The following is a 24,720-nucleotide window of genomic DNA, read 5'->3' as shown; positions in this document are numbered from 1 at the left end:
ATCCCGACGCATGACCCCCAAGCATCTCGGCCAGACAAGCCCGCTTCCCGCTACGCCAGACGAAGCGGAGCTCGACTATGTTCCCAATCCGCGGCCCGGAAAGCCCTATCTGGTGCGCTTCACCGCACCCGAATTCACCTCGCTATGCCCGGTGACCGGCCAGCCCGATTTCGCGCACCTCGTCATCGATTACGCGCCGCGCGAAAGCATCGTCGAATCGAAATCGCTCAAGCTGTTCCTCGGCAGTTTCCGCAACCATGCGGCGTTTCACGAGGATTGCACCGTCGGCATCGGGCAGCGTTTGTTCGACGAAATGGCCCCGCACTGGCTGAGGATCGGCGGATACTGGTATCCGCGCGGCGGAATTCCGATCGACGTCTTCTGGCAATCGGGCGCGCCGCCCGAAGGGCTTTGGCTACCCGATCAGGATGTTCCCGGATATCGCGGCCGCGGCTGACCGCATAAATCGCTGCAATCGCCGCGAATCTTTTCGTTGCACTGCAACAAAACTGAAACCAATATCTTTGTGAGCGGTTTCAGCAACCTGCGTGGCGAGTCGCCGTGCTTTGTTGCATTCGCGAAAGGAACGGAATGGCGCAGCGGTCGGAAGGGACGTCGCGAATCGATCACATTGCGCTGATCGGCAATTTCCTGCCGCGCAAATGCGGTATTGCGACCTATACGACCGACACCTATCAGGCACTGCGCGACCGCTTCCCGGACATGCGGGTCGATGTCTATGCGATGGACGATCATCCCGGCCGTTACGACTATCCCGACGCGGTGACCGACGCGATTCCCGAGCGGGACCGCGACGCCTATATCCGCGCCGCCGCCGAAATCACCGCGAGCGGGGCGCAGGCGGTCTGGGTGCAGCATGAATACGGCATTTTCGGCGGCGCGGCCGGCGAGTTCCTGATCGCGCTCCTCGACCGGCTGACGGTGCCGGTGGTCGTCACGCTCCACACCGTCCTCGAAGAGCCGAGCGCCGACGAACGCCGCGTGATGGAAGCGCTGCTCCAGCGCGCGGCGCGCGTTATCGTGATGGCGGAAAAGGGGCGCGATATCCTGCAGCGCGTCTATAGCGCCGATACGCGCCGGATCGCGATGATCCCGCACGGCGTTCCCGATCGCCCGCTGGTATCTCCCGACAGCCTGAAACCGCGCTTCGGCTGGCAGGGCCGCAAGGTGATCCTGACCTTCGGCCTGCTCGCGCCGAACAAGGGCATCGAAACGATGATCGAAGCGATGCCCGCGATCGTCGCGGCGCATCCCGACGCGCTCTATGTCGTGCTCGGGGCGACGCATCCCAATCTCGTCGCGCACGAAGGCGAAGCCTATCGCGAACGTCTGCAGGCGCTCGCCGCCGAACGCGGGCTGGCCGACAATATCCGGTTCGTCGACGCCTTCGTCGAACTCGACGACCTGCTCGATTATCTGCAGGCTGCGGACGTCTATGCCACACCCTATGGCAACCCGGCGCAGATCACGTCGGGCACGCTTTCCTACGCGGTGGGGGTCGGCAAGGCGGTGGTATCGACGCCTTATATCCATGCCACCGAAATACTGGCCGACGATCACGGCGTTCTGGTCGATTTCAACGACAGCGCCGGTTTTGCCCGGGCCATCAACCGGCTGCTCGGCGACGATGCGGCGCGCGAGGCGCTGTCGCAGCGCGTCTATCAGCGCGGCCGGACGATGCTCTGGTCGCGGCTCGCCGAGGCGGGACGTAACGTGATCGAAGACGCGATTGCGGACCGTCCGCCGCGTATCCGCCGCGTCGAACCGCGCTTCGTCGTATTGCCGCCCGACCTGAGCGCCGTCGAGCGGATGAGCGATGCCACGGGCATGCTCCAGCATTCGATCTTTGCGGTACCCGACAGGCACCATGGCTATTGCATCGACGACAATGCCCGCGCGCTGATCCTGATCGACCGCATTCCCGACTGCGACGACGCGACGCGCGAACGCTGGACCAGCATCTATGCCGCGTTTCTGCAGCATGCGTGGAATCCCGACACGCGGCGCTTCCGCAACTTCATGAATTTCGACCGTAGCTGGTGCGAGGATGAAGGGTCGGAGGATTCGAACGGTCGCGCGGTCTGGGCGCTTGGCGTCACCGCGGCCGAAGCGAAATTTCCCAAATACCGCGACTGGGCGATCAATCTGTTCGACACGACCGCGGGCATCGCGCGCGATTTCGGCAGCCCGCGCGCCGCCGCATTTGCAATGCTGGGCGCAGCGGCGGTGCTCGGCGCCCAACCCGGTCATGCACTGGCAAGCGACCTGCTGAACCAATGGGGCGACCAGCTTACCCATCTGCTCGACGCGGCGCGGCGACCCGAATGGCAATGGTTCGAAATCGTCCTCGCCTATGACAATGCGCGGCTGCCCGAGGCGCTGATTCGCGGCGGGCTGGCGCTCGGGCGTGACGACTTCCTGCGCACGGGCCTGGAAACGCTCGACTGGATCATCGCGCGCCAGACGAGCCCCGAAGGCCGGTTCCGCGCAATCGGCACCGACAGTTTCGGTCGCGAATATGCCGATCCGCTGCCCTTCGACCAGCAACCGCTGGAGGCGCAGGCGACGATCGACGCGTGCGCCGCGGCGTTCGAAGCGACCAACGAGCGACGCTGGGTCGCCGAGGCGAAAAAGGCCTATGGCTGGTATATCGGGATTAACGACCTCGACCTGCCGCTCGCCACGCCGCGCGACGGCGGGTGCTATGACGGGCTGATGCCGACGGGGCTGAATCGCAACCAGGGGGCTGAATCGATCTTGGCGCTGCAACTCGCCTCATGCTCGATTTCGGCTCTTTCCAAAGCGGGCGAAAGCGTGAAGAATCGCGACCGCGCCGTCGCCTGATCCCGGCTACGGCAAAGGGGAGTTCCGGGGCGCGAGCATGGACGATATCGTTACCCATTCGCTGCGGCTTCACGCCGACCCATCGCGCGTCGTGGTGCGGCCGTTCCATATCGGCTGGCAATCGAACGGCGGCGCGCAGAGTCGCAGCGAACGGCTGGTACGCGAGGTGCTCGACCTGTCGCCGCAAGATGCGCGCGCGCAACTCGACGCCGTGCTGAAGGATTTCGAGGCGCGCCACTGGCAGACACGCCGCGTCTTCATGACCCGCTATGACGAGATCGAGGCGCAGCTGAAGCTCGACGGCGCCGCGATCAGCGATGAGAAGCGCCAGCTGATCGGCGCCTATTTCTGTCACGAATACAGCTATGCCGCCGCTGCTCTGATGAACCCCAGCGCGGTGCCGCATTTCGACCAGACCGGCATGGCGGAAGGGTGCACGCGCGTCATCCTGTCGATGCGGGCGGTCGGCGAAGGGCATATCTCGTCGGTTGCGTTTCGTGAGGGGATCATCACCGCGAAGAACCAGCTTCGCCTGGCGCCCGAGCCGCCCTTCGCGACCGCGGCGGACGCAGCCGAGGAAGAGCTTCAGGCGCCCGAAGGCCCCGTCACGGTGCACCGGCACCGCGATTCGACGCTGTCGGGCACGGTCATCTTTCCCATCACCAAGGCGCAGTCGAACGGGCTGGAGGATCTGCGCCTCGTGCAGTTCACGCACCGCGACGGGTCGATCGAGTGGCTGGGCACCTATACCGCCTATAACGGCTCGGTGATCCAGTCGGAGATGATGCGCACGCGCGACTTCCGCGCCTTCGACCTTGTCCCGATGACCGGCAGCGCGGCGCGCAACAAGGGCATGGCGCTGTTCCCGCGCCGCATCGGCGACCATTACATGATGATCGGGCGGCAGGACGGCGAGAATCTGTTCCTCATCAAATCCGATTCGCTGACGCACTGGGACGAGGGCACCAAGCTGCTCGAGCCCAGATATCCGTGGGAATTCGTCCAGATCGGCAATTGCGGTCCGCCGATCGAGCTCGACGAGGGCTGGCTGCTGCTCACCCACGGCGTCGGCGCGATGCGCAAATATTCGATCGGCGCGGTGCTGCTCGACAAGGACGATCCGTCAAAGGTTCTGGGGCGCACCAACCGGCCGATCCTCGCCGCGAAGGATCAGGACCGCGAAGGCTATGTCCCCAATGTCGTCTATAGCTGCGGCGCGCTGCGCCACGGCGGCAGCATCTTCATTCCTTACGGCATCGCCGACAGTTCGATCGCCTTCGCATTCGCGCGGATCGATGCGCTGCTCAGGATGATGTGACGAGTCGCCGCGTGCGACGATAGAGGAAGGTCAGCAGCGCGAAGAACAATATCATGCCGATAGCGAGCGCCGGCCCTTCGAATCCGCCGCCGACCAGCGCCAATGGGCTGTCGGTGCCCGAACCCGCCACGATCCCGGCGAACACCACGCCCCACAGGCTTTCACCGACGATCATTCCGGTCGCGGTCAGCACGCCCATCCGTTCGGCAAATTCGGGGTCGGCGCGCCCTGCCGCCCAGCGGTCATAGAACCAGCCGATCAGCGCGCCGACCGAAACGGGCACGATCAGGCTCATCGGCAGATAGACGCCGATGCCCACCGCCAGCGGGGGAAGCCGCATCCGCCCCATCATGCCGAGGACTTCGTCGAGGATCACGAAGATCACGCCCGCGACAGCGCCCCAGGCGATCATCGCCCAGTTGAGGTCACCGCCCAGCACACCCTTGGCCAGCGCCGATATGAGCGCGGCCTGCGGCGCCGGAAGCGCGTTGGGACCTGCGCCCGGCGCACCGGCGAACCCGAAAGCGCTGTTGAGCAGATCGAGCACCGGCGGGATGATGAGCGAGCCGAACACCACGCCGATCACCAGCGCCACCTGCTGCTTCCACGGCGTCGCACCGACGAGCTGACCGGTCTTGAGGTCCTGCAGATTGTCGTTCGAAATCGTCGCGACACCGAAGACGACGCCGGTGACGATCAGTGCATAGGCGACGAGCGCGGCGACCGTGTCGGGCGCCTGGTCGCGGCCGAACAACCCGACCAGCATCAGCGCCGCCGCCACGACCGACAGAATACCGATGCCCGACACCGGCGAGTTCGACGCCCCGATCAGCCCGGCCATATAGCCGGTGACCGCGGCGATCAGCAGCCCGATCACCGCGACGAAGACGACCGCGCCTGCGATCAGCGATACTTCCGACCCGGCGAGCGGCCCCGATCCGATCACCTCATACAGCAGCAAGGCGATGGCAACGAGCATGACGATCGATCCCAGCCCGACTGCGGCGATGGGCATATCGCGCTCCTCGACCGCGAGCGCTTCGCCAGCATGCCGCGCGCGGCTCGCCACCATGGCCGATCGGATGCCGCCGATGACCGGCCCGGCGATACGGAGCAACGTCCAGATCGCCGCAACGCCGATCACGCCCGCGCCGAAGAAGCGGATGTCATCGCCGAAAATCTGCCCCGCCCATGCTTCGGGTCCGCCGGGAAGCGGGTGCTGTGCAGTGAGCATCGGCAGCAGGATTCCCGAGCTGACGATCACGCCGACGAACATCGCCAGCCCCACCGATATGCCGACCAGATGCCCGACGCCGAGCAGCGCGAACGACAGGGTGAAACCGCCGCCCGTCGCGCCGCCGCCGACGCGAAACCATGTTGCCGCCTCGCCCGCGACCAGCCGCGTTTGCGTCAGGATCGCGTACCCCGCGCTGGCGATCGCGTTCCACAACAGCACCGACAAGCCCTTGGCGCTTTCGGCCGCACCCTCGCGCGATTCGGAGCCGACCTTGAGCACTTCGGCCGCCGCCTTGCCCTCAGGATAGGGAAGCTCGGTATCGACGACGAGTGCGCGGCGCAGCGGCACCGAGAACAGCACACCCAGGATGCCCCCGGTGCCGGTGATCGCCGCGGTCGTCCAATAGGGAAAGCCCTGCCACCAGCCGATCATGACGAGGCCGGGCAGCACGAAGATGATCGCGGCGAGCGTTCCCGCCGCCGACGCGACCGTCTGGACGATATTGTTCTCGTAGATCGTCGAGTCCTTGAACCCGCGCAGGATCGCCATCGAGATGACGGCAGCGGGAATCGACGTCGCAAAGGTCAGTCCGACCTTCAGCCCCAGATAGACGTTCGCCGCGGTGAACAGCAGCGTGATGATCCCGCCGAGCAGAATACCTCGCAGCGTCAGTTCGAGCGCCGGCCGTTCGGCGGCCCGTGTTGCGGCGGTATCGGTCATCGGTGCGGCCCCTTGTCATGTCCCGGCACCTCTGCCGGGTGCGCCGCGACGTCATGGCATGAAAGCGCGGCGCCACGACAGCGCTTTTTCGGGCGCGCAGGGCTGCTGCGCCTACCCTGATCTTGTCGAAGCGTCCGTACCGGCCGTCGCTCGGCCGATGCTTCGACAGGCTCCGCATGCGCGTAATCTATGGGAAGCAGCGCTGGTGCCGGGGCGTCAAATATGGAACATAAGGGGCACGTTATGGCCGATGATGCGCCCCCTGTCCGCAAGATCATCCATGTCGATATGGATGCGTTCTTCGCGAGCGTCGAACAGCGCGACAATCCCGACCTTCGCGGCAAGCCGGTCGCGGTGGGTGGCAGCTCGCGGCGCGGCGTCGTCGCGGCCGCAAGCTATGAAGCACGCAAGTTCGGGGTGAAATCGGCAATGCCCTCGGTAACGGCGGCGCGGCGTTGCCCCGACCTGATTTTCGTCAAATCGCGCTTCGACGTGTACCGTCAGGTGTCGCAGCAGATCCGCGCGATCTTTGCCGACTATACCGACCTGATCGAACCGCTGTCGCTCGACGAGGCCTATCTCGACGTCACCGTCGACCGCCACGGCCTCGGCTCCGCCAAAGCGATCGCCGAGGCGATCCGTGCGCGTATCAAGGAAGAGACGCAGCTAACCGCATCGGCAGGCGTGTCCTACAACAAATTCATCGCCAAGCTGGCATCCGATCAGAACAAGCCCGATGGATTGTGCGTCATCCCGCCGGCAAAAGGCGCGAGCTTCGTCGCCAGCCTGCCGATCAGGCGCTTTCACGGCGTCGGACCCGTCACTGCGGCGAAGATGGAACGGCTCGGCATCCACAGCGGCGCCGATCTCGCCGCCAAGCCGCTTTCCTTCCTGCAGGCGCATTTCCGGTCGAGCGCGGACTATCTCTACGGCGCCGCGCGCGGTGAGGATCACCGCCCGGTGCGCGTCGACCGCCCGCGAAAATCGGTCGGCGCAGAGCGGACCTTCGGCGACGATCTCCGCGACCGCACGGCACTCCATGACGCGCTGGGCCGGGTAGCGGACGCGGCGTGGGAGCGCGTCGCCCGCAGCGAGGCAAAAGGCCGCACGGTCACGCTGAAGGTACGCCTCGCCGATTTCACCACATTGACGCGCGCGCAGACCTTTTCCCGCGAGGTCGCCGGCCGCGACGAATTTCTCGAGGCTGGAAAGCAGATGCTCGAGGAATTTCTGCCGACCGAGAAGGGCATTCGGCTGCTCGGCCTGACGCTGTCGAAGATCCAGCGCGAAGACGAGGGCGGTGAGGAGGACGCGGTACAGCCGAGCCTGCCGCTCTGAGCCTTCGTCAGAAGGGCGGGATGCCGATTGAACCCTATCCCCGGAACAGCCCGCCGAGCACGCCGCGAACGATACCGCGTACCGCATTCGCGCCAACGCCGCGCGACGAGCCGAAAATCTGTTTCGCGACCTCGTTGGCGACCGACCTGCCGATCGCCGACGATGCCGACCGCGTCGCTGAGCGCTTTACCTGCCCCCAGGGCGAATTGCGCTCTTCGCGGTCGGCGGCAATCCGCGCGCGCTCGGCTTCCTTGGCGGCGCGCGCCTCCTCCTTCGCCTTTTCCGCTGCCGCCTTTGTGGCATCGGCTTCGGCTTTCTCCGCAGCAGCCGCGGCGACGGCTTCCCTGGCCTTGGCCGCGAGCAGTTCCTCGGCCGACTCGCGGTCGACGACCTGATCGTATTTGGCACCGATCGCGTCGGTCTGGACAAGCACACCACGCTCGACCGGGGTCACCGGGCCAACGCGCGAGCGCGGCGGCTTGATGAGCGTGCGCGCGACCGGCGACGGCGCGCCGTCGGACTGAAGCAGCGAGACCAGCGCCTCGCCGACCTTCAATTCGGTAATCGCGGTTTCGACATCGACGCCCGGATTGGCGCGGAAGGTTTCGGCGGCGGCGCGGATCGCCTTCTGCTCCTTCGGGGTATAGGCACGCAGCGCATGTTGAACGCGGTTGCCGAGCTGCCCCGACACCTCGTCGGGCACATCGACCGGGTTCTGCGTGACGAAATAGACGCCGACGCCCTTCGACCGGATCAACCGCACGACCTGTTCGATCTTTTCGGTCAGCGCCTTGGGCGCATCGTCGAACAGCAGATGCGCCTCGTCGAAGAAGAAGACCAGCACTGGCTTGTCGGGATCGCCGACCTCGGGAAGCGTCTCGAACATTTCCGACAGCATCCACAGCAGGAAAGTCCCATAGAGCCGGGGTGAGGCCATCAGCTTGTCGGCGGCGAGTACGTTGACGATCCCGCGACCGCGATCGTCGGTCGCGATCATGTCATGGATGTCGAGCGCGGGTTCGCCGAAGAAATGCTCGGCCCCCTGGCTGCGCAATTGCAGCAACGACCGCTGGATCGCGCCGACACTCGCCTTCGAAACATTGCCGTATCTTGCCGACAGGTCGGCGGCATTTTCGGCGCACCAGCCGAGCATGGACTGCAGATCGTCGAGATCGAGCAGGAGCATGCCCTGTTCGTCGGCGACGTGGAACGCGATCGTCAGCACGCCTTCCTGCGTGTCGTTGAGGTCCATCAGCCGCGACAGCAGCAACGGCCCCATTTCGGATATCGTCGCGCGAACCGGATGGCCCTGCTCGCCGAACAGATCCCAGAACTGGACCGGGCTTTCGCCATAGGCCCAATCGGCATAGCCGATCTCCGCGGCGCGCCGCGCGAACGGTTCATGCGTCTTCGCGGCGGGCGACCCAGCCATTGCAAGACCGGACAGGTCGCCTTTCACATCGGCACAGAACACCGGGACGCCCGCTCGCGAAAAGCTTTCGGCCATGCCCTGCAACGTCACCGTCTTGCCGGTGCCGGTCGCGCCCGCGATCAGGCCGTGGCGATTGGCGCGCTTGAGCACCAGTTCCTGCCGCTCATTTCCCGCCGTCCCGATAAACATGCTCGCCATATCGCCCATAGCAAATCGCTCCCGCCACCAAGGGTGACGAGAGCGATAGCGTGTGATCGGCCATTGGTCAGCAGGGCATGATAGCCCTGCCGCCGGCGTTACTCCTCGCCGATGGCGACGGGCATGTAGCGCGTCTGGTGGAAGCGCTGGAAATAGACGAGCAGCAGCAACTGGTTGCGGCCCGCCTTCTTGGCGCGCTCGATCGCCTGACCGAGTTCGGCCGCACTCGATACCGGCTGACGATTGGCGGAGACGATGACGTCACCGCGGCTCAAGCCCTTCTGCGCTGCATCGCTCGACGGATCGGTGCCGAGGATGACGAGACCCTTGATATCGGCCGGCGCACCGATCTGCCGCGCGATCTGCGGCGTCAACGGCTGTACCGCAACACCGATCGACGATGCCGGATTGGCTTCGTCCTGACCGGGCTGGTCGGGCATCGCATTCTGGCTGTCGTCGCTGTTGAACGCCTGCAGCTCATCCTCGGGCGGGCGCTGCTTCAGCGTCGCGCGAACCGTCATGCGCTTGCCGTCGCGGATCAGTTCGATCGGCACAGTCTGGCCGGGCCGGACGTTGGCGACGAGGTAGCTGAGCGTCTGATCGGGGGTCACGTCCTGCCCGTCGACCTTCACGATCACGTCGCCCTGCTTGATGCCGGCCTGCGCCGCGGCACCGCCGTCCTGCACCGACGCGATCAGTTCGCCGCGATTGCGCGGGAGACCCAGCGCGTCGGCCATGTCGTCGGTCATCGGCTGGATGCCGACGCCCAGATAGCCGCGCTTCACCGAATCGCCCTTCATCAGCGTGTCGATGATCGGCTTCGCCTCGGTCGCGGGAATCGCGAAGCCGATGCCGACATTGCCACCCGACGGCGACAGGATCTGCGAATTGATGCCGATGACATTGCCGTGCATGTCGAACATCGGGCCGCCCGAATTGCCCTTGTTGATCGCGGCATCGGTCTGGATGAAGCGATCGTACGCGCCGGAGCCGGTCACCCGGTGCACCGCCGAGATGATGCCCGCCGTCACCGTCGAACCGATGCCGAAGGGCTGGCCGATGGCGAGCACCCAGTCACCGACGCGCGCCGTGTCGGAATTGCCGAATTTCACGAACGGCAGATTGTTGCCGTCGATCTTCAGCACCGCGAGGTCGGACGCGGCGTCGTTGCCGATCAGCTTTGCCTTGTATTCCTTGCCGTTGGTCAGCTTGACCTGGATCGACTGAACGACCGCATTCTTGCTGCCGGCGGCAATGACGTGATTGTTCGTGACGATATAGCCGTCGGGCGAAATCAGGAAGCCGGAGCCGAGCGACTCAGCCTCTCGCGTCACCGAATCGCCGCCCCCGCCGGGATTGCCGAACATCTGGCCGAACGGCGTGCCGGCAAACGGATTGGCGCTGACCTTCACCTTTTGTGTGGTCGAAATATTGACCACCGCCGGCTGCAGCTTCTCGACCATATCGGCAAAGCTGCCCGGTGCGCCCGCCTGCGGAACGGCAGAGGAAATCACGCTCTTGTCGTTTTGCGCGGTCTGGGCGCCGGCGGGCTGTTGCAGTGTCATCGTGGCGGCGGCGCCGCCGAGAAGCAGGGCGGTGGTAATGGCGTATGCGTAACGCACGGATGGTCTTCCTCTCTTCATTCGGGCCGAATGGCCCGCCTTCTGCCGCATAGCGGCTGAACGGCGATTGAATATGAACGGATCGTCAGCGACCCGGGCGTTCGAATTCCTTCAGATATCCGTTGTTCGGCGACATGATGATCGACGTGCTGCCGTTGGGCGTCGTCCCGTCCACGCCGAAGGTGTGGCGATAGGACTGCATCGCGCGCCAGAAATCATAGAATTGTGCATCCTTGCCGAACGCCTGCGCATAGATCTTCGCAGCCTGGGCATCGGCGTCGGCGCGGATGATCTGCGCCTGTTTCAACCCCTGTGCGCGAATCGTCAGCGCTTCCTGCTGGCGAGCGGTCGCCATGCGCTTCAGCGCGCTTTCCAGCGGGCTGCCGTCGGGCAGGTCGGCATGCTTGATGCGCACATCGACGATCTGCACGCCATATTGCCGCGCGACATTGTTCAGGCCGATCTGGATATTGTCCATCACCTGCCCGCGCTCCGGGCTGAGCAGCGCAGCAAATTCGCGCTTGCCGAGTTCGTTGCGCAGTGCAGAACCGAGGATCGGCTTCAGCGCATTGGCAACCGCCTCCTCGGTACCAGCAGTCACCACCATGCGCAGCGGATCGACGACGCGGAAGCGGGCAAAGGCATCGACCTCCAGCCGAAGCTGGTCGGTCGAGAGCACGGGTTGGTTGTCGAGTTCGAGATCAAGCACGCGCTTGTCGACGCGGACGATATGTTCGGCGAACGGCAGGCGGAAGATGATGCCCGCACCCGTCCGCCCGAACGGCCGGTTCGGCTGATAGCGATTGACCGTCGCCACCGGCTTCTGGAACCGCAGGATCACCGCCTGCTGCGTTTCGGGAATGATCGCGAAGCTGCTCGCACCGATAATCACGATCACCAGCGCGACGATCGCCAGCACCATCGGGTTGCGCCACAATGACCTGTTCATTGGCCCTGCCCCCCTTTCGATCCGTTGCTCGTCACCTGCGGCTCCCCGGCGCGCTTCGCGGCCTGCGGGATCGGCAGATAGGGGGTGACATTGTCAGGCTCGACGATCGTCTTGTCAGTATTGGCGAGCACCTTTTCCATCGTTTCATAATAAAGCCGTCGCTTGGTCACTTCGGGCGCCAGGCGATACTGTTCGTAGATCTTGTCGAATTCGGCAGCCTCACCCTGCGCGCTCGCCAGCACCTGCTGGGCATAGGCGCGCGCCTGGTTGAGATTGGCCTGCGCCTCCTGTTGCGCCGCGGTCACCGCCTTGAAGGCGTCGTCGACCTGCGCCGGCGGGCTGGAATTCTTGATCGCGACATCCTGTACCGTAACGCCGGCATTATAGCTGTTGAGAAGCTGCTGCATGCGCTGCTGGACGCGCTCGGCAATCGCCGAACGGCCGGCGCCGATCGCTTCGTCGAGCGTCACTTCGGCGACGATCTCGCGCATCGCGCTCTCGGCCACGGCACGCACTGTTTCCTGCGGATTGGCGATCTGGAACAGATAATCCTGCGGGCTGCTGACCTTCCACAATACCTGATAGCTGAGATCGACGATATTCTGGTCGCCGGTCAGCATCAGGTTGGGCGTGTTGCCCTCAGGGAAATTTTCGGTGCGGATCTTCTGCACGTCGACCTTGCTCACCGAATTGATCGGCGCGGGCAGCGTGAACTGGATGCCCGGGTTCAGCGTCCCCGAATAGCGGCCAAAAAAGGTGACGACGCCCTTTTGCTGCGGGCCGATCGAGTGGAAACTCGTGAGCAGCAGCCACAAAAGCACGATCACCCCGGCGCCGATCAGCCACAGGCGCGGCCCGCCGGGCGCCTGGAAGCCGCCGGGGCCGCCAAAGCCCCCACCGCCGCCACCGCTGCCGCGCGCACGCTTCAGAAATTCGTCGAGCGAAGAGACATTGCCCCGGCCGCGTTTTCCCTGCGGCGGATATTGCCACGGATTGCGCGGCCCCCCGTCGCCATCGGAGCCGCCATTGCCGCCGCCGCTGCCCCAGGGCCCCTTGCCTTCGTTCATCAGCGCGCCGGCGCGCGCAAACCACCCGGTGAATATTCCCATGGGGCCTTTATAAGAACGTGCGCGCCGATTTACAGTGGCAAGACACGATTGCAGCCCTATCTGCGTGTCCATGACCGAAATCACCGACCTCCAGACCGCCCTCGCCCCCGTCGCCGCAGGCCGCGCAACCGCGCGGATCAACGGCGCGCGCGCCGACATCATCCTCGACGTTACCGGGCTCGCTCCGCAGGCGCGCGACGCACTGGAAGCCGATGTCCGCTCAGCAGCGCTGGCGGCCGCAGGGGTGGAGGATGTGCGAATCGCGCAGACCGCCAGCCGGCGCCAACGCCGCCTGATTGCAGTCGCCAGCGGCAAGGGCGGCGTCGGCAAGTCGACGGTTTCGGCGAATCTTGCCGTTGCCCTGGCGGCGAAGGGGCGCAAGGTCGGGCTGGTCGATGCCGATATTTACGGGCCGTCTCAGCCCAAGCTGATGGGGTCCGAGGCAGCTAAGCCCGAAGCGCGCGAGAAGACGCTGATACCCGTCGACACGCCTTATGGCGTGCGGATGCTGTCGATGGGACAGCTCGTCAGCGCGGATCAGGCGCTTGCGTGGCGCGGGCCGATGGCGACCAGCGCGCTCGGCCAGCTTGTCGATGCCGACTGGGGCGATGCCGACACGCTGATCCTCGACCTTCCCCCCGGCACCGGCGATGTGCAGCTGACCATGGTGCAGAAGCACAAGCCGGCGGGCGCCGTGATCGTCTCGACGCCGCAGGACCTTGCGCTGATCGATGCGCGGCGCGCGGTGAACCTGTTCGAAAAGACGGGCGTGCCGATCATCGGCATCGTGGAGAATATGGCGGGTTATGCATGCCCCGAATGCGGCGCGGTGTCCGATCCGTTCGGCCGGGGCGGTGCGGAGGCGGCTGCGAAGGATATCGGCGTGCCGCTGCTAGGTCGCGTGCCGCTCGACATCGCCATTCGCGAGCAATCCGACGCCGGTACGCCGCCGGCCGCGGGGAACGGCGAACAGGCCGCGGCGTTCCACCGCATAGCGGACGCACTTTCCGACTGGATCGAATCGCAGGGAGACTGACCAATGCCGCTGACTCGCGACGAGGATATCAAGGCGCTGCTCGAAGACACGCGGGTGATCGCAATGGTCGGCGCATCCGACCGCCCCGAGCGCGCATCGAACGGCGTGATGAAGTTCCTTCAAGGGCAGGGATATCGCGTGATCCCGGTCAACCCGCAGATCACCGGCGAACATATTCACGGCGAGTTCGTGTTTCGCGACCTGTCGCAGATCGAAAAGGTCGACATGGTCGATATCTTCCGCAACTCGGATGCCGCCGGCGAAGTGGTCGATCAGGCGATCGCCGCCGGGGCGAAGGCGGTATGGATGCAGCTCGGCGTCATCAACGTGGCTGCCGCCGAGCGGGCCGAGGCGGCAGGGCTGAAGGTCGTGATGGACCGCTGTCCCAAGATCGAGATTCCCCGGCTCGGCGTCGGCAAGGTCGGATAGGCGACCGCAGCGGCGTTACGCGACCTCGCGGTCCTTAGCCTTTGCGTCCGCCCCCCTTGCCGCGCGAACGCCGCGATTGCCGCGCCGGTGGAGTTCGGCCTTCAGCGCTTCGGGCCTGGGCGCCCAAAGGAACCCGAAACTGACCGTGCCGTGCTTGGTTTCGACCGCATGATGCAGCCGGTGCGCCTGGATGATGCGCTTCATATAGGCGGAGCGCGGCATGTAGCGGTGACCGACGCGCTTGTGGACGATGACGTCGTGAAAGCCGAAATAGATCGCGCCATATGCCGCGACGCCCGCGCCGATCCACGTCGCGCCCGGCCACCAGCCAAGCTGGACGCCGCCCAGCAGCAGGATGATCGAGGGCACGGCGAAGATCACGGCGTACAGGTCATTCAATTCCCAATTGCCGACCCGCGCCCGGTGATGGCTCTTGTGTAGGAACCAGCCCGGCCCATGCATCACCCAGCGGTGCATGACATAGGCAAAGCCTTCCATGAAAAGCACGGTGGCGACAAACAGCAGGATCGCGGCCCATATCGGCATATCGCCTATATAGTGTGTTGCCGGGCAAAGGCGAAGCGCCATCGCGACCGCCGGATCAGCGATATTATTGCAAGTGCTTCGCATTCGCTGTGCATAGGCTTTGGGGTGGATTCGCGCGCGCAGCTGTGCTTTAGCGCACCGCACAATTTCCCGACTCCGAAAGGCTAGGCCCGCCCATGAACATTCACGAATATCAGGCAAAGGAACTGCTCGCGAAATTCGGCGTCCCCGTCCCAGCAGGCTATGCGGCGATGAGCGTGGACGAAGCCGTGGAAGCGTCGAAAAAGCTTCCCGGGCCGCTTTATGTCGTGAAGGCACAGATTCATGCCGGCGGTCGCGGCAAGGGCAAGTTCAAGGAACTCGGCCCCGACGCCAAGGGCGGCGTCCGCCTCGCCAAGACCGAGGAAGAGGTCCGGGCAGCGGCCAAGGACATGCTCGGCAACACGCTCGTCACGGTCCAGACGGGCGAGGCCGGCAAGCAGGTCAACCGCCTGTACGTCACCGACGGTGTCGACATCGCCAAGGAATTCTATCTCGCGGTGCTCGTCGACCGCGCAACCGGCCGTGTCGCGATGGTGGCATCGACCGAGGGCGGCATGGACATCGAGGATGTTGCGCACAACAGCCCCGAAAAGATCCACACGATGGACATCGACCCGGCGACGGGCTTCATGCCGCATCACGGCCGTGCCGTCGCAGCGGCGCTGGGCCTGAGCGGCGATCTCGCCAAGCAGGCGCAGAAGACCGCGGCCAAGCTGTACGAGGCGTTCCTCGGCACCGACGCCAGCCAGATCGAGATCAACCCGCTCGCCGTCACCGAGGACGACAAGCTGATGGTACTCGACGCCAAGGTCGGTTTCGACTCGAACGCGATGTTCCGCCACAAGGACCTCGCCGAACTGCGCGACGAGACCGAAGAGGACCCGATGGAGCTCGAGGCGTCGAAGCACGACCTCGCCTACATCAAGCTCGACGGCGATATCGGCTGCATGGTCAACGGCGCCGGCCTCGCCATGGCGACGATGGACATCATCAAGCTGAACGGCATGTTCCCGGCCAACTTCCTCGACGTCGGCGGCGGCGCGAACAAGGAAAAGGTCACCGCGGCGTTCAAAATCATCCTGAGCGACCCGGCAGTGAAGGGCATCCTCGTCAACATCTTCGGCGGGATCATGCGCTGCGACATCATTGCCGAGGGCATCGTCGCGGCGGCGAAGGAAGTGAACCTTTCGGTTCCGCTGGTCGTCCGCCTCGAAGGGACCAATGTCGACAAGGGCAAGGAAATCCTCGAAAATTCGGGCCTGCCGATCGTGTCGGCCGACGATCTGGGCGACGCGGCCCGCAAGATTGTCGGTGAGGTCAAGCAGGCGGCCTGACGCCGCCCGCGCGACAGCCTTTGGCGATTTGCGGGGCCGGGACGGATACGTCGCGGCCCCGTTTTCGTTGGGATGTGCAATAGGTCCGACGGCGCGCCCGGCCCCTGCCGCTACGGCAAGGCCGAATCGCCATACCGGTCTTGCGAAAAACGCGTAAAACCGCCATGTACGGCCCAACCGAAAGCCGTAATCAAGCGGACAAAACGGAAAGGACGCAAATGAAAGTGCTGGTGCCGGTCAAGCGCGTGCTTGACTATAACGTCAAACCCCGCGTGAAGGCGGACGGGTCGGGCGTCGATCTTGCCAACGTCAAGATGAGCATGAACCCGTTCGACGAGATCGCGGTCGAGGAAGCCATCCGCCTTAAGGAGAAGGGCCCGGTCGAAGAGATCGTGGTCGTCTCGATCGGCGAGCAGAAATGCCAGGAGACGCTGCGGACCGCGCTCGCAATGGGTGCCGACCGCGCGATCCTGATCACCACCGACGAACGCGTCGAGCCGCTGGGCGTCGCCAAGCTGCTGCAGAAGGTGGTCGAAGCCGAATCGCCCGAGCTGGTCATCCTCGGCAAGCAGGCGATTGACGACGACAACAACCAGACCGGTCAGATGCTCGCGGCGCTGCTCGGCTGGGCGCAGGGCACCTTCGCTTCCAAGGTAGAGCTGGGCGACGGCAAGGCGACCGTCACGCGTGAGATCGACGGCGGTCTCGAAACCGACGAGCTGACGCTGCCCGCCATCGTTACCACCGATCTGCGCCTCAACGAGCCGCGCTACGCGTCGCTGCCCAACATCATGAAGGCGAAGTCGAAGCCGATGGATACGAAGACCGTCGCCGATTACGGCGTCGACGTATCGCCGCGCCTGACCGTGACCAACGTTTCCGAGCCGCCCAAGCGGCAGGCGGGCGAAAAGGTCGCCGACGTGGATGAACTGGTTGCCAAGCTGAAGGCGATGGGAGTTCCGGCATGAAGACGCTCGTTTGGGTCGAACACGACAACAAGGAATTGAAGGACGCGACGCTCGCTGCGGTGACCGCGGCGTCGAAACTCGGCGAGGTGCATCTGCTCGTGGCCGGATCGGGCTGCGATTCGGTCGCGCAGGCAGCGGCCAAGATCGAGGGCGTGGGCAAGGTCCATGTCGCCGACGACGCGGCCTATGCGCATGCGCTTGCCGAGAATGTCGCGCCGCTGATCGTCGATCTGATGGGCCATCACGACGCGTTCGTCGCGCCCGCCACGACGACCGGCAAGAACATCGCTCCGCGCGTCGCGGCACTGCTCGACGTGATGCAGATTTCGGACATCCTCTCGGTCGAGGGCGAAGACAGCTTCACCCGGCCGATCTATGCCGGCAACGCAATCGCCACCGTCAAGACGAGCGACGAGAAGCTCGTCGTCACCGTGCGCGGCACCGCGTTCGACAAGGCGTCCGCCGAGGGCGGGTCCGCCGAGATCGAGCAGGTTTCCGGCGCGGGCGACAAGGGCATCTCGAGCTTCGTCAAGGCGGACATCGCCGAAAGCGAGCGGCCCGAGCTGACCAGCGCATCGATCGTCGTATCGGGCGGCCGCGCGCTGCAGAACAGCGAGAATTTCCACAACATCATCGAACCGCTTGCCGACAAGCTCGGCGCCGCGGTCGGTGCGAGCCGCGCGGCGGTGGACGCGGGCTATGTCCCCAACGACTATCAGGTCGGCCAGACCGGCAAGATCGTCGCACCGGAAATCTATATCGCGATCGGCATTTCGGGCGCGATCCAGCACCTTGCCGGCATGAAGGATTCGAAGACCATCATCGCCATCAACAAGGATGAGGATGCGCCGATCTTCCAGGTCGCCGATTACGGCCTGGTCGCCGACCTCTACAAGGCGGTGCCGGAGCTGACCGAAAAGCTCTGACGACGCTGTATCTGCCGATTGAACGGGGTGGCGCGGGAAGACCGCGCCGCCCCGTTTCATATGGGCGCGGCCTGCATCCCCACAGACCACCGATCCGTACTTGCAGCACCGCGCCACCCCGCGTGACTTGCCGAGGCGGGATTAGCGGTTAAGCTGTTCGAAATTCTTGGGGACTCGAATGTATATGCGTAATCGCGTCGTAGCCGGCCTGGCCCTTGTGGCATTGTTGTCGGGATGCGGCGGCGGGGGATCGGGTGGAACAGTTTCCACCCCGCCGACATCGGGAAGCGGCGGCGGATCAGGCACGGCATCGGCCGGCGGGACATGTTCGCTGCTGTCGCGCCAGCAATGGGCCTTTGACCAGCTCGACGAATGGTATCTGTTTCCCGATACGCTGCCGAACAATCTCGACCCCGCGTCCTATTCGACGGTTCAGGACTATATTGACGCGCTGACGGCAAATGCCCGTGCGCAGGGCAAGGATCGCCACTTCACCTATCTGACCTCGATTGCCGAGGAAGACGCCTATTACAATTCGGGCCAGACGGCGGGCTTCGGTTTTCGGATCACGCTTGCGCCCGACAACAGCAAGCTGCTGATCGCAGAAGCGTTCGAGGGCGCCCCCGCGCTGAAGGCCGGTATCGACCGCGGCACCGCGATCACGGCGATCGGAACGAGCGAGAACAACCTGCAAACCGTCTCCGAACTGATCGCGAGCGGCGGCGGCGATGCACTCAACAATGCGCTGGGGCCATCGACCGCGGGTACGACCCGCTATTTCCGCATCACCGATGCCAGCGGCACGCGGGTCGTCAGTGTGACCAAGGCCGATTACGACATCGAACCGGTGTCGAGCCGCTACGGCGCACAGATATTGAGCGATGGTGGCCAGCAATATGGCTATATCAACCTGCGGACCTTTATTTCGACCGCCGATCCGGCACTGCGCGACGCCTTTGCGAAGTTCCGCGCGGCGGGGGTCGACAAGGTCATCGTCGACCTGCGCTACAATGGTGGCGGACTGGTTTCGGTCGCCGAGCTGATGGGCAATCTGCTGGGCGGGGATCATTCGACATCCGACGTGTTCGATCACATGACCTTCCGTCCGTCCAAGGCCTCGGAAAACACGACCGCGTATTTCGCGCCGCAACCGCAATCGATCGGCGCCACGCGCATCGCGTTCATCGGCACGCGCGGAACCGCGTCGGCCAGCGAGCTCGTCGTCAACGCCTTCATCCCCTATCTGCACACCGCCGACGGGCTGATCGGCACCAACACCTATGGCAAGCCGGTCGGACAGATCGCGGTCGATCGCAGCGAATGCGACGATCGCTTCCGGATTATCGCGTTCGGGCTGCACAACGCCAACAATCAGGGCGGTTATTTTGACGGGCTCGCGGGGACGGTGGAGGCGAGCTGCCAGGCGGATGACGATCTTTCGAGGCCGATGGGCGATCCGCAAGAAGCCTCGACCCGCGCCGCGCTCGATTTTCTCGAGGGCAAGAGCTGTACGCAGATCACCGCCGCCGGTGCGCAGACGACGCAGGCCGTGCAGCAGCGCCGCAAGCTGCTCCAGCCGGCTGTGCCCAGCACGCCGCAGCGCGAGGTACCGGGGCTTTACTGATCTTCGCGTTGCAACTCGGCTTGCTCTGGTCGCGGTCGATGGGCTGTGTCACCATCGGCCGGTCCACAAGGTTGGAGGGATAGCGCGATGGGCGGAACGAAGCTGAATGGGCGGTGCCTGTGCGGTGCGGTGACAGTGACAGCCTCCCCGCCCGGCCCCGAGCTTGATGCGTGCCACTGCACGATGTGCAGGCGCTGGGGCGGCATCGCATTTCTTTCGACGCGGGGCGTGGCCGAGCCCGCCTTCACCGGCACCGAACATATCCGCCGCTACGCCTCGTCCGACTGGGCCGAGCGCGCCTTTTGCGACCGGTGCGGGACGCATCTGTTCTTTCACTACAAACCGCACGACACCTATTCCTTTCCGGTCGGTCTGTTCGACGACGCGCCGGATGCGGCGATGGCCGAAGAGATATTCATCGACGAAAAGCCCGATTACTATGCGTTCGAAGGCGATCGTGAGCGGCTGACCGGGGCGCAGGTGATTGCCAAATATGCGCCCGGCAAGGGCTGATCGATGGCCGATGCGGTAAAGCTGCACGAGAGCTGGCGCGAACCGCTCTCCGATCAATTCGAGCAGCCCTATATGGCCGATCTGAAACGCTTCCTGCTCGCCGAGCGGGCGGCGGGGAAGCGCATCTTTCCGGCGGGCGGCGAATGGTTCGGCGCACTCGACCTCACACCGCTCGAACAGGTGCGCGTCGTGATCCTGGGGCAGGACCCCTATCACGGGCCGGGCCAGGCGCATGGCCTGTGCTTTTCGGTTCGGCCGGGCGTGCGGACGCCGCCAAGCCTCGTCAACATATACAAGGAGCTGCGCGACGATCTGGGGATCGCGCCGGCACGGCACGGGCATCTGGAACATTGGGCGCGGCAGGGGGTGCTTTTGCTCAACAGCGTGCTGACGGTCGAGATGGCGAAGGCGGCGTCGCACCGGGGGCGCGGCTGGGAACGCTTCACCGATGCCGTCGTCCGGCAGGTCGCGGCGAAGGAGGCGCCGGTGGTGTTCCTGCTCTGGGGATCGCATGCGCAGAAAAAGGCCGATTTCATCGCCTCGGTCGAACGCGGTGGGCGGCATCTGGTGCTGAAGGCGCCGCACCCGTCGCCGCTGTCGGCGCACACCGGCTTTTTCGGCTGCCGTCATTTCTCCAAAGCCAATGCGTTTCTGGAAGAGCGGGGACGCGGGAGCATCGACTGGGCGCTGCCCGAAATTGCCGCGGCGGATTGACCGCGGGGCGCTGGACGGGAAAGATCGACCGGCATGATCGCGCAACTTGCCATCGCCACCGCCATGGTGCTGCTGACCGTGGCGATCCACGGCGGCGGGATCATCGCGCTGGTGCGGCTGATGCGACTGGAGGCGGCGGAAGAGCGCAGCAGCCATATCATGCACGCGTCGTGGCGCGGGTTCCTGTTCGTGCTGACGCTGGTGCTCGGCCTGTTCGCGCTGCACGGTATCGAGATCTGGCTATATGCGCTGCTGTACCTGCTGGGCGGCGCGCTGGGCGATCTGGAACACGCGGTGTATTTCTCCACCATCACCTATGCGACGATCGGTTATGACGATCAGGGGCTGGCGCAGGCGTGGCGGCTGGTGGCGGCGATCGAGGGGATCAACGGGGTGATCCTGCTCGGCTGGTCGACGGCGTTCTTCGTGACGGTGGTCGGACGACTGGGACGGCGATAGCGCAGCGGCCGGTGCTGCGAGCGGCGTAGCCGGAAGTTAGCGAAGTTAACGGTACGTCCCCCCTCAATACCCCTTCTCGCGGCGGTCGCGGGCGCGAGCTTCGGCCTCTGCGCGTTCCTCGTCGGGGCGGACGAAGCGGACGGTGGGAAAGATCAGCGGGGTATCGGGGCGGGCATGGCCGAACCACGACGCCCAGGCATGGTCGCCGAGCGCGTTGAGCGAGCGGGCGAGGCCGAGCGCGGGCTGATCGGGATGGCGTTCTGCCGCGACGGAGTCGCGCCACGCGCCGTAGCGCACGGGATCGCGGTAGCGGAGCAGGAACATGGCGAGGCGTTCGTCATAATAGCGCCGCTCGCCGATCTGCTCGCCCTGGTAGAAGACGGGTCGCACGACGCCGTGGATGGCGCGCGAAAGCGCCGCGTCGGACAGCCGCGACACGGCATATTCGAGCGCATTTTCCCAGGCGCAGCGAAAGCTCTGCGCATCGGTCCGCGCGCGCAGATTATATGCGGCGGCGGTGGACATGCCGACCGCGCGGCACGCGGAATCGACACAGCCCGACGCGGCGAGCGCCTCGATGAACTCGCGCTGCTTGTCGGGGGTCCAGCCATCGTGGCGCTGGCGGGTGGGAACGGGTTCGAAGTCGGCGTCGAAGGATTCGTCCTCGACCGCCGGTTCGGGCGGGATGGGATTTCTGCCGTGGGTCATCGGGCAGTATGGAACATAAAAAGAACGGGTAGGAAAGTTCTTTTGCTTTGGGGGCGCGCCCGCAAGGGTCAGTCGGTCTTGCGGATGTCCTCGTCGAGGACGGCGACGGTGAGGCCGAGTTTGGTCACGGTCATGATGTTGTGCGCGGAGCGGCCGTCGGGGGCGAGCGTCAGCCATTGCTGCGTCGGCAGGCCGCCCTTCATGGTGAAGGACAGGTGGAGGCGGTTGCCCTCAACCTCGCCGGTGACGGGGCCGCTGGCATCGGTGAGCGTGCCCGAATAGCGGCCGGGGCCGGTGCGGCGGATGCGCCACTGGCGGTGCTTTGCGGGCTTGTCGCCCTCCTCCACCGTCTGATCGAGGACCAGCGTGTCGCCCTCCACCCGGCCGGTGCCGTGGACGAGCGTGGATTCGGTGCCCGAAAGGATTTTCTTGAGCCGCCCGGTGCCGAGCGTGGGCCCGGCGAAGAAGGCAAACACGTCGAAGCGCGGCTGCGGCGCGGGTTGCGCGATCGGCGGCGCGCCGACGCACCCGGCGAGGAGGAGCGGCGCGAGGATGGCGGGGGTCAGGCGGGGCATAGTTGGGGGAACGCGCCGGCGGCGGGCAGGTTCAGCACGGTATCGCGCGGAAGATGACAAATGTTGCGCGAATTCGTATATTGGTGCGCATGGCACAGATGAACGTCTCGATCCCTGATCAGCTCAAGGGCTGGGTGGAATCCCGGGTCGCCGAGGGGCGCTACAGCAGCACCAGCGACTATGTCCGCGATCTGGTCCGGCGCGACCAGGAGGCCGAAGAAGCGCGGCGGCGGCTGCAGGCGGCGATCGACGAGGGCCGTGCTTCGGGCGTGAGCGAGCGCGATCCGTTCGAGTATCTCGACGAGCTGCGCGCCGGGGTACGGGAGCAAGGATGCGGCTTGAGCTGAGCCGCAAGGCTCAGGCCGACCTCGGCGCGAGGATACTGTCGATCATGGCGGCGATGACCAATCCGGCGGGGCAGCTTCAAAATCGGGATCGTCGCTGAATCGCCATGACTCGGCCGCTGCCGGCAAATTTACAGCCAGAAATTTAACGCTAGCAATGTAGGATAATCTGATTCATCTATCGACTTAAGCAGACGGGGGAGCACTGCATGGCATCAACGATGCCTCTTTTGGATAGGGTGATACTTGATACCGTTGGGGAGGCCGAAGCGCAGGTTGAGACCGCGCTGGATTGCGATGTCTTGTATTACTATGGCGAACTGCGGACCAGCAACTTCACCTTTTTTCGCGATTCGATAGAGCGACTTGCTGAAAGGGCTGACAAGCGGGACGCGTTAGGCCTTTGCCTTACAACGCCCGGTGGCCAAGCCGAAGCTGTTGAACGAATGGTCGAAGTTATCAGACATCATTACAACAGTTTTTATGCGCTTGTGCCGAATACTGCCATGTCAGCCGGAACTATTTTCTGCATGGCTGCAGATAAAATATACATGGACTATTCGTCGGCTCTTGGTCCCATAGACCCCCAAGTTCCTGACCGTGAAAATCGCGTGTTGGTACCTGCGTTAGGGTATCTCGATAAAGTTGAAGAACTTATTCAGAAGAGTAATAGCGACACGATTTCTCCGGCAGAATTCCAAATGCTTCAAAGCTTAGATTTAGCGATGCTCCGATTTTACGAACAAGCGAAAGAGCTCTCGATAAATCTATTAAAGAAGTGGCTTGCAGAGTATAAATTTAAGAACTGGACTCATCATCGAACAACGAATCCCGGCACGCCTGTCACTCAGGATGAACGGCTCGTTCGAGCTGAGGAAATCGCTACTAAGCTCTCAGATAACAACCTCTGGCATTCGCACGGACGCATGATTGGGATGGGAACGCTCCGATCAGAAATGCGATTAGAGGTCGAGGATTTTAGCGACGACAGCGAACTCCATGCCCACGTCCGGCGTTATGCTGACACATTGACCGGCTATATCGAACGTCACGGCCAAGCTTTCACAATTTTTAACCGCATTCTGCAATGAGGTGCCCCATGATGATCGATCAAGCACTTAAGGCAGCGTTGAAAGACACGCCAAAGGGTGAAAACTTTGATTCGCAGCTCCAACTGAATAAGAAATTTCAGAATCGAATGGAGCGTGCTGGCGTCGTGACCCGCAAACAGTCGTTCAGCATTCCGTTGATGGAGCGTATCGTAGGATCTAGCGACCGTCGCTGACGGATAATGCGCATTGGAGGGCCTAAAAGTCCTCCCGCGATGACCTCGCGACCGCGTACCCCGCTGCAATCAACGCCCCCAGCGCCGCCTCGTCTAACCCCCCGCCCAACCGCAGCTTGACGTGGCGCATACGCTTGCCGGCGCCTTCGAGCAGGCCGGCGGGATCGGGGAGCGAGGCGCCGTGGAAGAAGCCGATCGCGGCGTGGGCGCGGTAGGCGGCGACATAGGCGAAGGCGGCCTGGCCGACACAGGCGGTGGGGCAGCGGTCGTGGATGACTTCGCGCACGTCTTCGCCGCACGCGCGCATCCGCTCGAACCACGGACGCAGAATCTGGCGGAGCGGATCGGTGGTGTCGAACCACGCCGCGACCGCCGGATCGCGCCGTACCGCTCCGGTGAGCAGGAACGGCGCGTCAGCGGCGGGCATGG

General features: G+C 64.4%; 25 protein-coding genes. 16 read left to right on the top strand and 9 right to left on the bottom strand.

The window, feature by feature from the left end; genetic code table 11:
- The first annotated feature begins 10 nt into the window (after positions 1-10).
- The 3 genes from queF (at position 11) to J7S20_RS11330 (ending at position 4,183) form a co-directional block, all read left to right on the top strand.
- On the top strand, positions 11-457 hold the full coding sequence (gene queF / locus J7S20_RS11340; protein WP_284054339.1) for a preQ(1) synthase: 447 nt from the start codon (positions 11-13) through the stop codon (positions 455-457).
- 134 nt (positions 458-591) lie between these two features.
- Positions 592-2,865 (top strand): glycosyltransferase family 4 protein, encoded by a 2,274-nt coding sequence (locus tag J7S20_RS11335; protein ID WP_284054338.1) that lies wholly within the window; start codon positions 592-594, stop codon positions 2,863-2,865.
- Between the two features lie 37 nt (positions 2,866-2,902).
- Positions 2,903-4,183 (top strand): glycoside hydrolase family 130 protein, encoded by a 1,281-nt coding sequence (locus J7S20_RS11330; RefSeq protein ID WP_284054337.1) that lies wholly within the window; start codon positions 2,903-2,905, stop codon positions 4,181-4,183.
- On the opposite strand, the gene J7S20_RS11325 is transcribed toward J7S20_RS11330, so the two are convergent.
- On the bottom strand, positions 4,170-6,140 hold the full coding sequence (locus tag J7S20_RS11325) for an OPT family oligopeptide transporter (protein WP_284054336.1): 1,971 nt from the start codon (positions 6,138-6,140) through the stop codon (positions 4,170-4,172). The genes J7S20_RS11330 and J7S20_RS11325 overlap by 14 nt on opposite strands.
- Before the next feature lie 243 nt (positions 6,141-6,383).
- On the opposite strand from J7S20_RS11325, the gene dinB reads away from it, so the two are divergent.
- Positions 6,384-7,478 (top strand): DNA polymerase IV, encoded by a 1,095-nt coding sequence (gene dinB / locus J7S20_RS11320; protein ID WP_284054335.1) that lies wholly within the window; start codon positions 6,384-6,386, stop codon positions 7,476-7,478.
- A gap of 34 nt (positions 7,479-7,512) precedes the next feature.
- On the opposite strand, the gene J7S20_RS11315 is transcribed toward dinB, so the two are convergent.
- The 4 genes from J7S20_RS11315 to hflK form a co-directional block, all read right to left on the bottom strand.
- The gene (locus tag J7S20_RS11315) at positions 7,513-9,117 is read right to left on the bottom strand and encodes a helicase HerA-like domain-containing protein (protein ID WP_284054334.1); all 1,605 of its coding nucleotides are present in this window, start codon (positions 9,115-9,117) and stop codon (positions 7,513-7,515) included.
- A gap of 89 nt (positions 9,118-9,206) precedes the next feature.
- Complete coding sequence (locus tag J7S20_RS11310) at positions 9,207-10,730, bottom strand: Do family serine endopeptidase (protein ID WP_284054333.1); 1,524 nt, start codon at positions 10,728-10,730, stop codon at positions 9,207-9,209.
- 85 nt (positions 10,731-10,815) lie between these two features.
- Positions 10,816-11,679 (bottom strand): protease modulator HflC, encoded by an 864-nt coding sequence (gene hflC, locus J7S20_RS11305; RefSeq protein WP_284054332.1) that lies wholly within the window; start codon positions 11,677-11,679, stop codon positions 10,816-10,818.
- Positions 11,676-12,788, bottom strand: a complete 1,113-nt coding sequence (hflK, locus tag J7S20_RS11300; RefSeq protein WP_430980938.1) for an FtsH protease activity modulator HflK — start codon at positions 12,786-12,788, stop codon at positions 11,676-11,678. Before hflK ends, hflC begins: the two co-directional genes overlap by 4 nt.
- A gap of 70 nt (positions 12,789-12,858) precedes the next feature.
- On the opposite strand from hflK, the gene J7S20_RS11295 reads away from it, so the two are divergent.
- Positions 12,859-13,824 (top strand): Mrp/NBP35 family ATP-binding protein, encoded by a 966-nt coding sequence (locus J7S20_RS11295; RefSeq protein ID WP_284054330.1) that lies wholly within the window; start codon positions 12,859-12,861, stop codon positions 13,822-13,824.
- Positions 13,825-13,827: 3 nt separating this feature from the next.
- On the top strand, positions 13,828-14,253 hold the full coding sequence (locus J7S20_RS11290; protein WP_284054329.1) for a CoA-binding protein: 426 nt from the start codon (positions 13,828-13,830) through the stop codon (positions 14,251-14,253).
- Positions 14,254-14,268: 15 nt separating this feature from the next.
- On the opposite strand, the gene J7S20_RS11285 is transcribed toward J7S20_RS11290, so the two are convergent.
- Positions 14,269-14,799, bottom strand: coding sequence for a sterol desaturase family protein (locus J7S20_RS11285; protein ID WP_284054328.1), 531 nt, complete (start codon positions 14,797-14,799; stop codon positions 14,269-14,271).
- A 176-nt stretch (positions 14,800-14,975) separates the two neighbouring features.
- Here J7S20_RS11285 and sucC point away from each other — a divergent pair, with 176 nt between their 5' ends.
- The 7 genes from sucC (at position 14,976) to J7S20_RS11250 (ending at position 21,379) form a co-directional block, all read left to right on the top strand.
- Entirely contained in the window at positions 14,976-16,175 is a 1,200-nt protein-coding gene (gene sucC / locus J7S20_RS11280; protein ID WP_284054327.1) for an ADP-forming succinate--CoA ligase subunit beta, read from the top strand.
- Between the two features lie 218 nt (positions 16,176-16,393).
- Complete coding sequence (locus J7S20_RS11275; protein WP_284054326.1) at positions 16,394-17,143, top strand: electron transfer flavoprotein subunit beta/FixA family protein; 750 nt, start codon at positions 16,394-16,396, stop codon at positions 17,141-17,143.
- On the top strand, positions 17,140-18,069 hold the full coding sequence (locus J7S20_RS11270) for an electron transfer flavoprotein subunit alpha/FixB family protein (RefSeq protein WP_284054325.1): 930 nt from the start codon (positions 17,140-17,142) through the stop codon (positions 18,067-18,069). Before J7S20_RS11275 ends, J7S20_RS11270 begins: the two co-directional genes overlap by 4 nt.
- A 184-nt stretch (positions 18,070-18,253) precedes the next feature.
- Positions 18,254-19,693 carry a S41 family peptidase gene (locus J7S20_RS11265; RefSeq protein WP_284054324.1) on the top strand — a complete coding sequence of 480 codons (1,440 nt, stop codon included), beginning with the start codon at positions 18,254-18,256 and terminating at the stop codon, positions 19,691-19,693.
- An 87-nt stretch (positions 19,694-19,780) separates the two neighbouring features.
- Positions 19,781-20,206, top strand: coding sequence for a GFA family protein (locus tag J7S20_RS11260; protein ID WP_284054323.1), 426 nt, complete (start codon positions 19,781-19,783; stop codon positions 20,204-20,206).
- A gap of 3 nt (positions 20,207-20,209) precedes the next feature.
- A complete protein-coding gene (ung, locus tag J7S20_RS11255) occupies positions 20,210-20,920 on the top strand; it encodes a uracil-DNA glycosylase (protein WP_284054322.1) in 711 nt (236 codons plus the stop codon).
- A gap of 33 nt (positions 20,921-20,953) precedes the next feature.
- Complete coding sequence (locus tag J7S20_RS11250) at positions 20,954-21,379, top strand: ion channel (RefSeq protein ID WP_284054321.1); 426 nt, start codon at positions 20,954-20,956, stop codon at positions 21,377-21,379.
- Between the two features lie 63 nt (positions 21,380-21,442).
- On the opposite strand, the gene J7S20_RS11245 is transcribed toward J7S20_RS11250, so the two are convergent.
- Both J7S20_RS11245 and J7S20_RS11240 read right to left on the bottom strand, forming a co-directional pair.
- Positions 21,443-22,087, bottom strand: a complete 645-nt coding sequence (locus tag J7S20_RS11245) for a hypothetical protein (protein WP_284054320.1) — start codon at positions 22,085-22,087, stop codon at positions 21,443-21,445.
- Positions 22,088-22,155: 68 nt separating this feature from the next.
- Complete coding sequence (locus J7S20_RS11240) at positions 22,156-22,662, bottom strand: DUF3833 family protein (protein ID WP_284054319.1); 507 nt, start codon at positions 22,660-22,662, stop codon at positions 22,156-22,158.
- 98 nt (positions 22,663-22,760) lie between these two features.
- On the opposite strand from J7S20_RS11240, the gene J7S20_RS11235 reads away from it, so the two are divergent.
- The 3 genes from J7S20_RS11235 to J7S20_RS11225 all read left to right on the top strand — a co-directional run bounded on the left by J7S20_RS11235 (position 22,761) and on the right by J7S20_RS11225 (position 24,291).
- A complete protein-coding gene (locus J7S20_RS11235) occupies positions 22,761-23,009 on the top strand; it encodes a type II toxin-antitoxin system ParD family antitoxin (protein WP_347709234.1) in 249 nt (82 codons plus the stop codon).
- 206 nt (positions 23,010-23,215) lie between these two features.
- Entirely contained in the window at positions 23,216-24,097 is an 882-nt protein-coding gene (locus tag J7S20_RS11230; RefSeq protein ID WP_284054317.1) for an SDH family Clp fold serine proteinase, read from the top strand.
- Positions 24,098-24,105: 8 nt separating this feature from the next.
- Complete coding sequence (locus tag J7S20_RS11225) at positions 24,106-24,291, top strand: hypothetical protein (protein ID WP_284054316.1); 186 nt, start codon at positions 24,106-24,108, stop codon at positions 24,289-24,291.
- 22 nt (positions 24,292-24,313) lie between these two features.
- On the opposite strand, the gene J7S20_RS11220 is transcribed toward J7S20_RS11225, so the two are convergent.
- Positions 24,314-24,718 carry a DUF1801 domain-containing protein gene (locus J7S20_RS11220; RefSeq protein WP_284054315.1) on the bottom strand — a complete coding sequence of 135 codons (405 nt, stop codon included), beginning with the start codon at positions 24,716-24,718 and terminating at the stop codon, positions 24,314-24,316.
- Positions 24,719-24,720 lie beyond the last annotated feature (2 nt).

Origin of the sequence: Stakelama marina (assembly GCF_018122655.1) — a bacterium.
GTDB lineage: Bacteria > Pseudomonadota > Alphaproteobacteria > Sphingomonadales > Sphingomonadaceae > Sphingomonas > Sphingomonas marina.
Note: the sequence above shows the minus strand (reverse complement) of the source record. Positions and strands in the feature narration are given on the sequence as shown.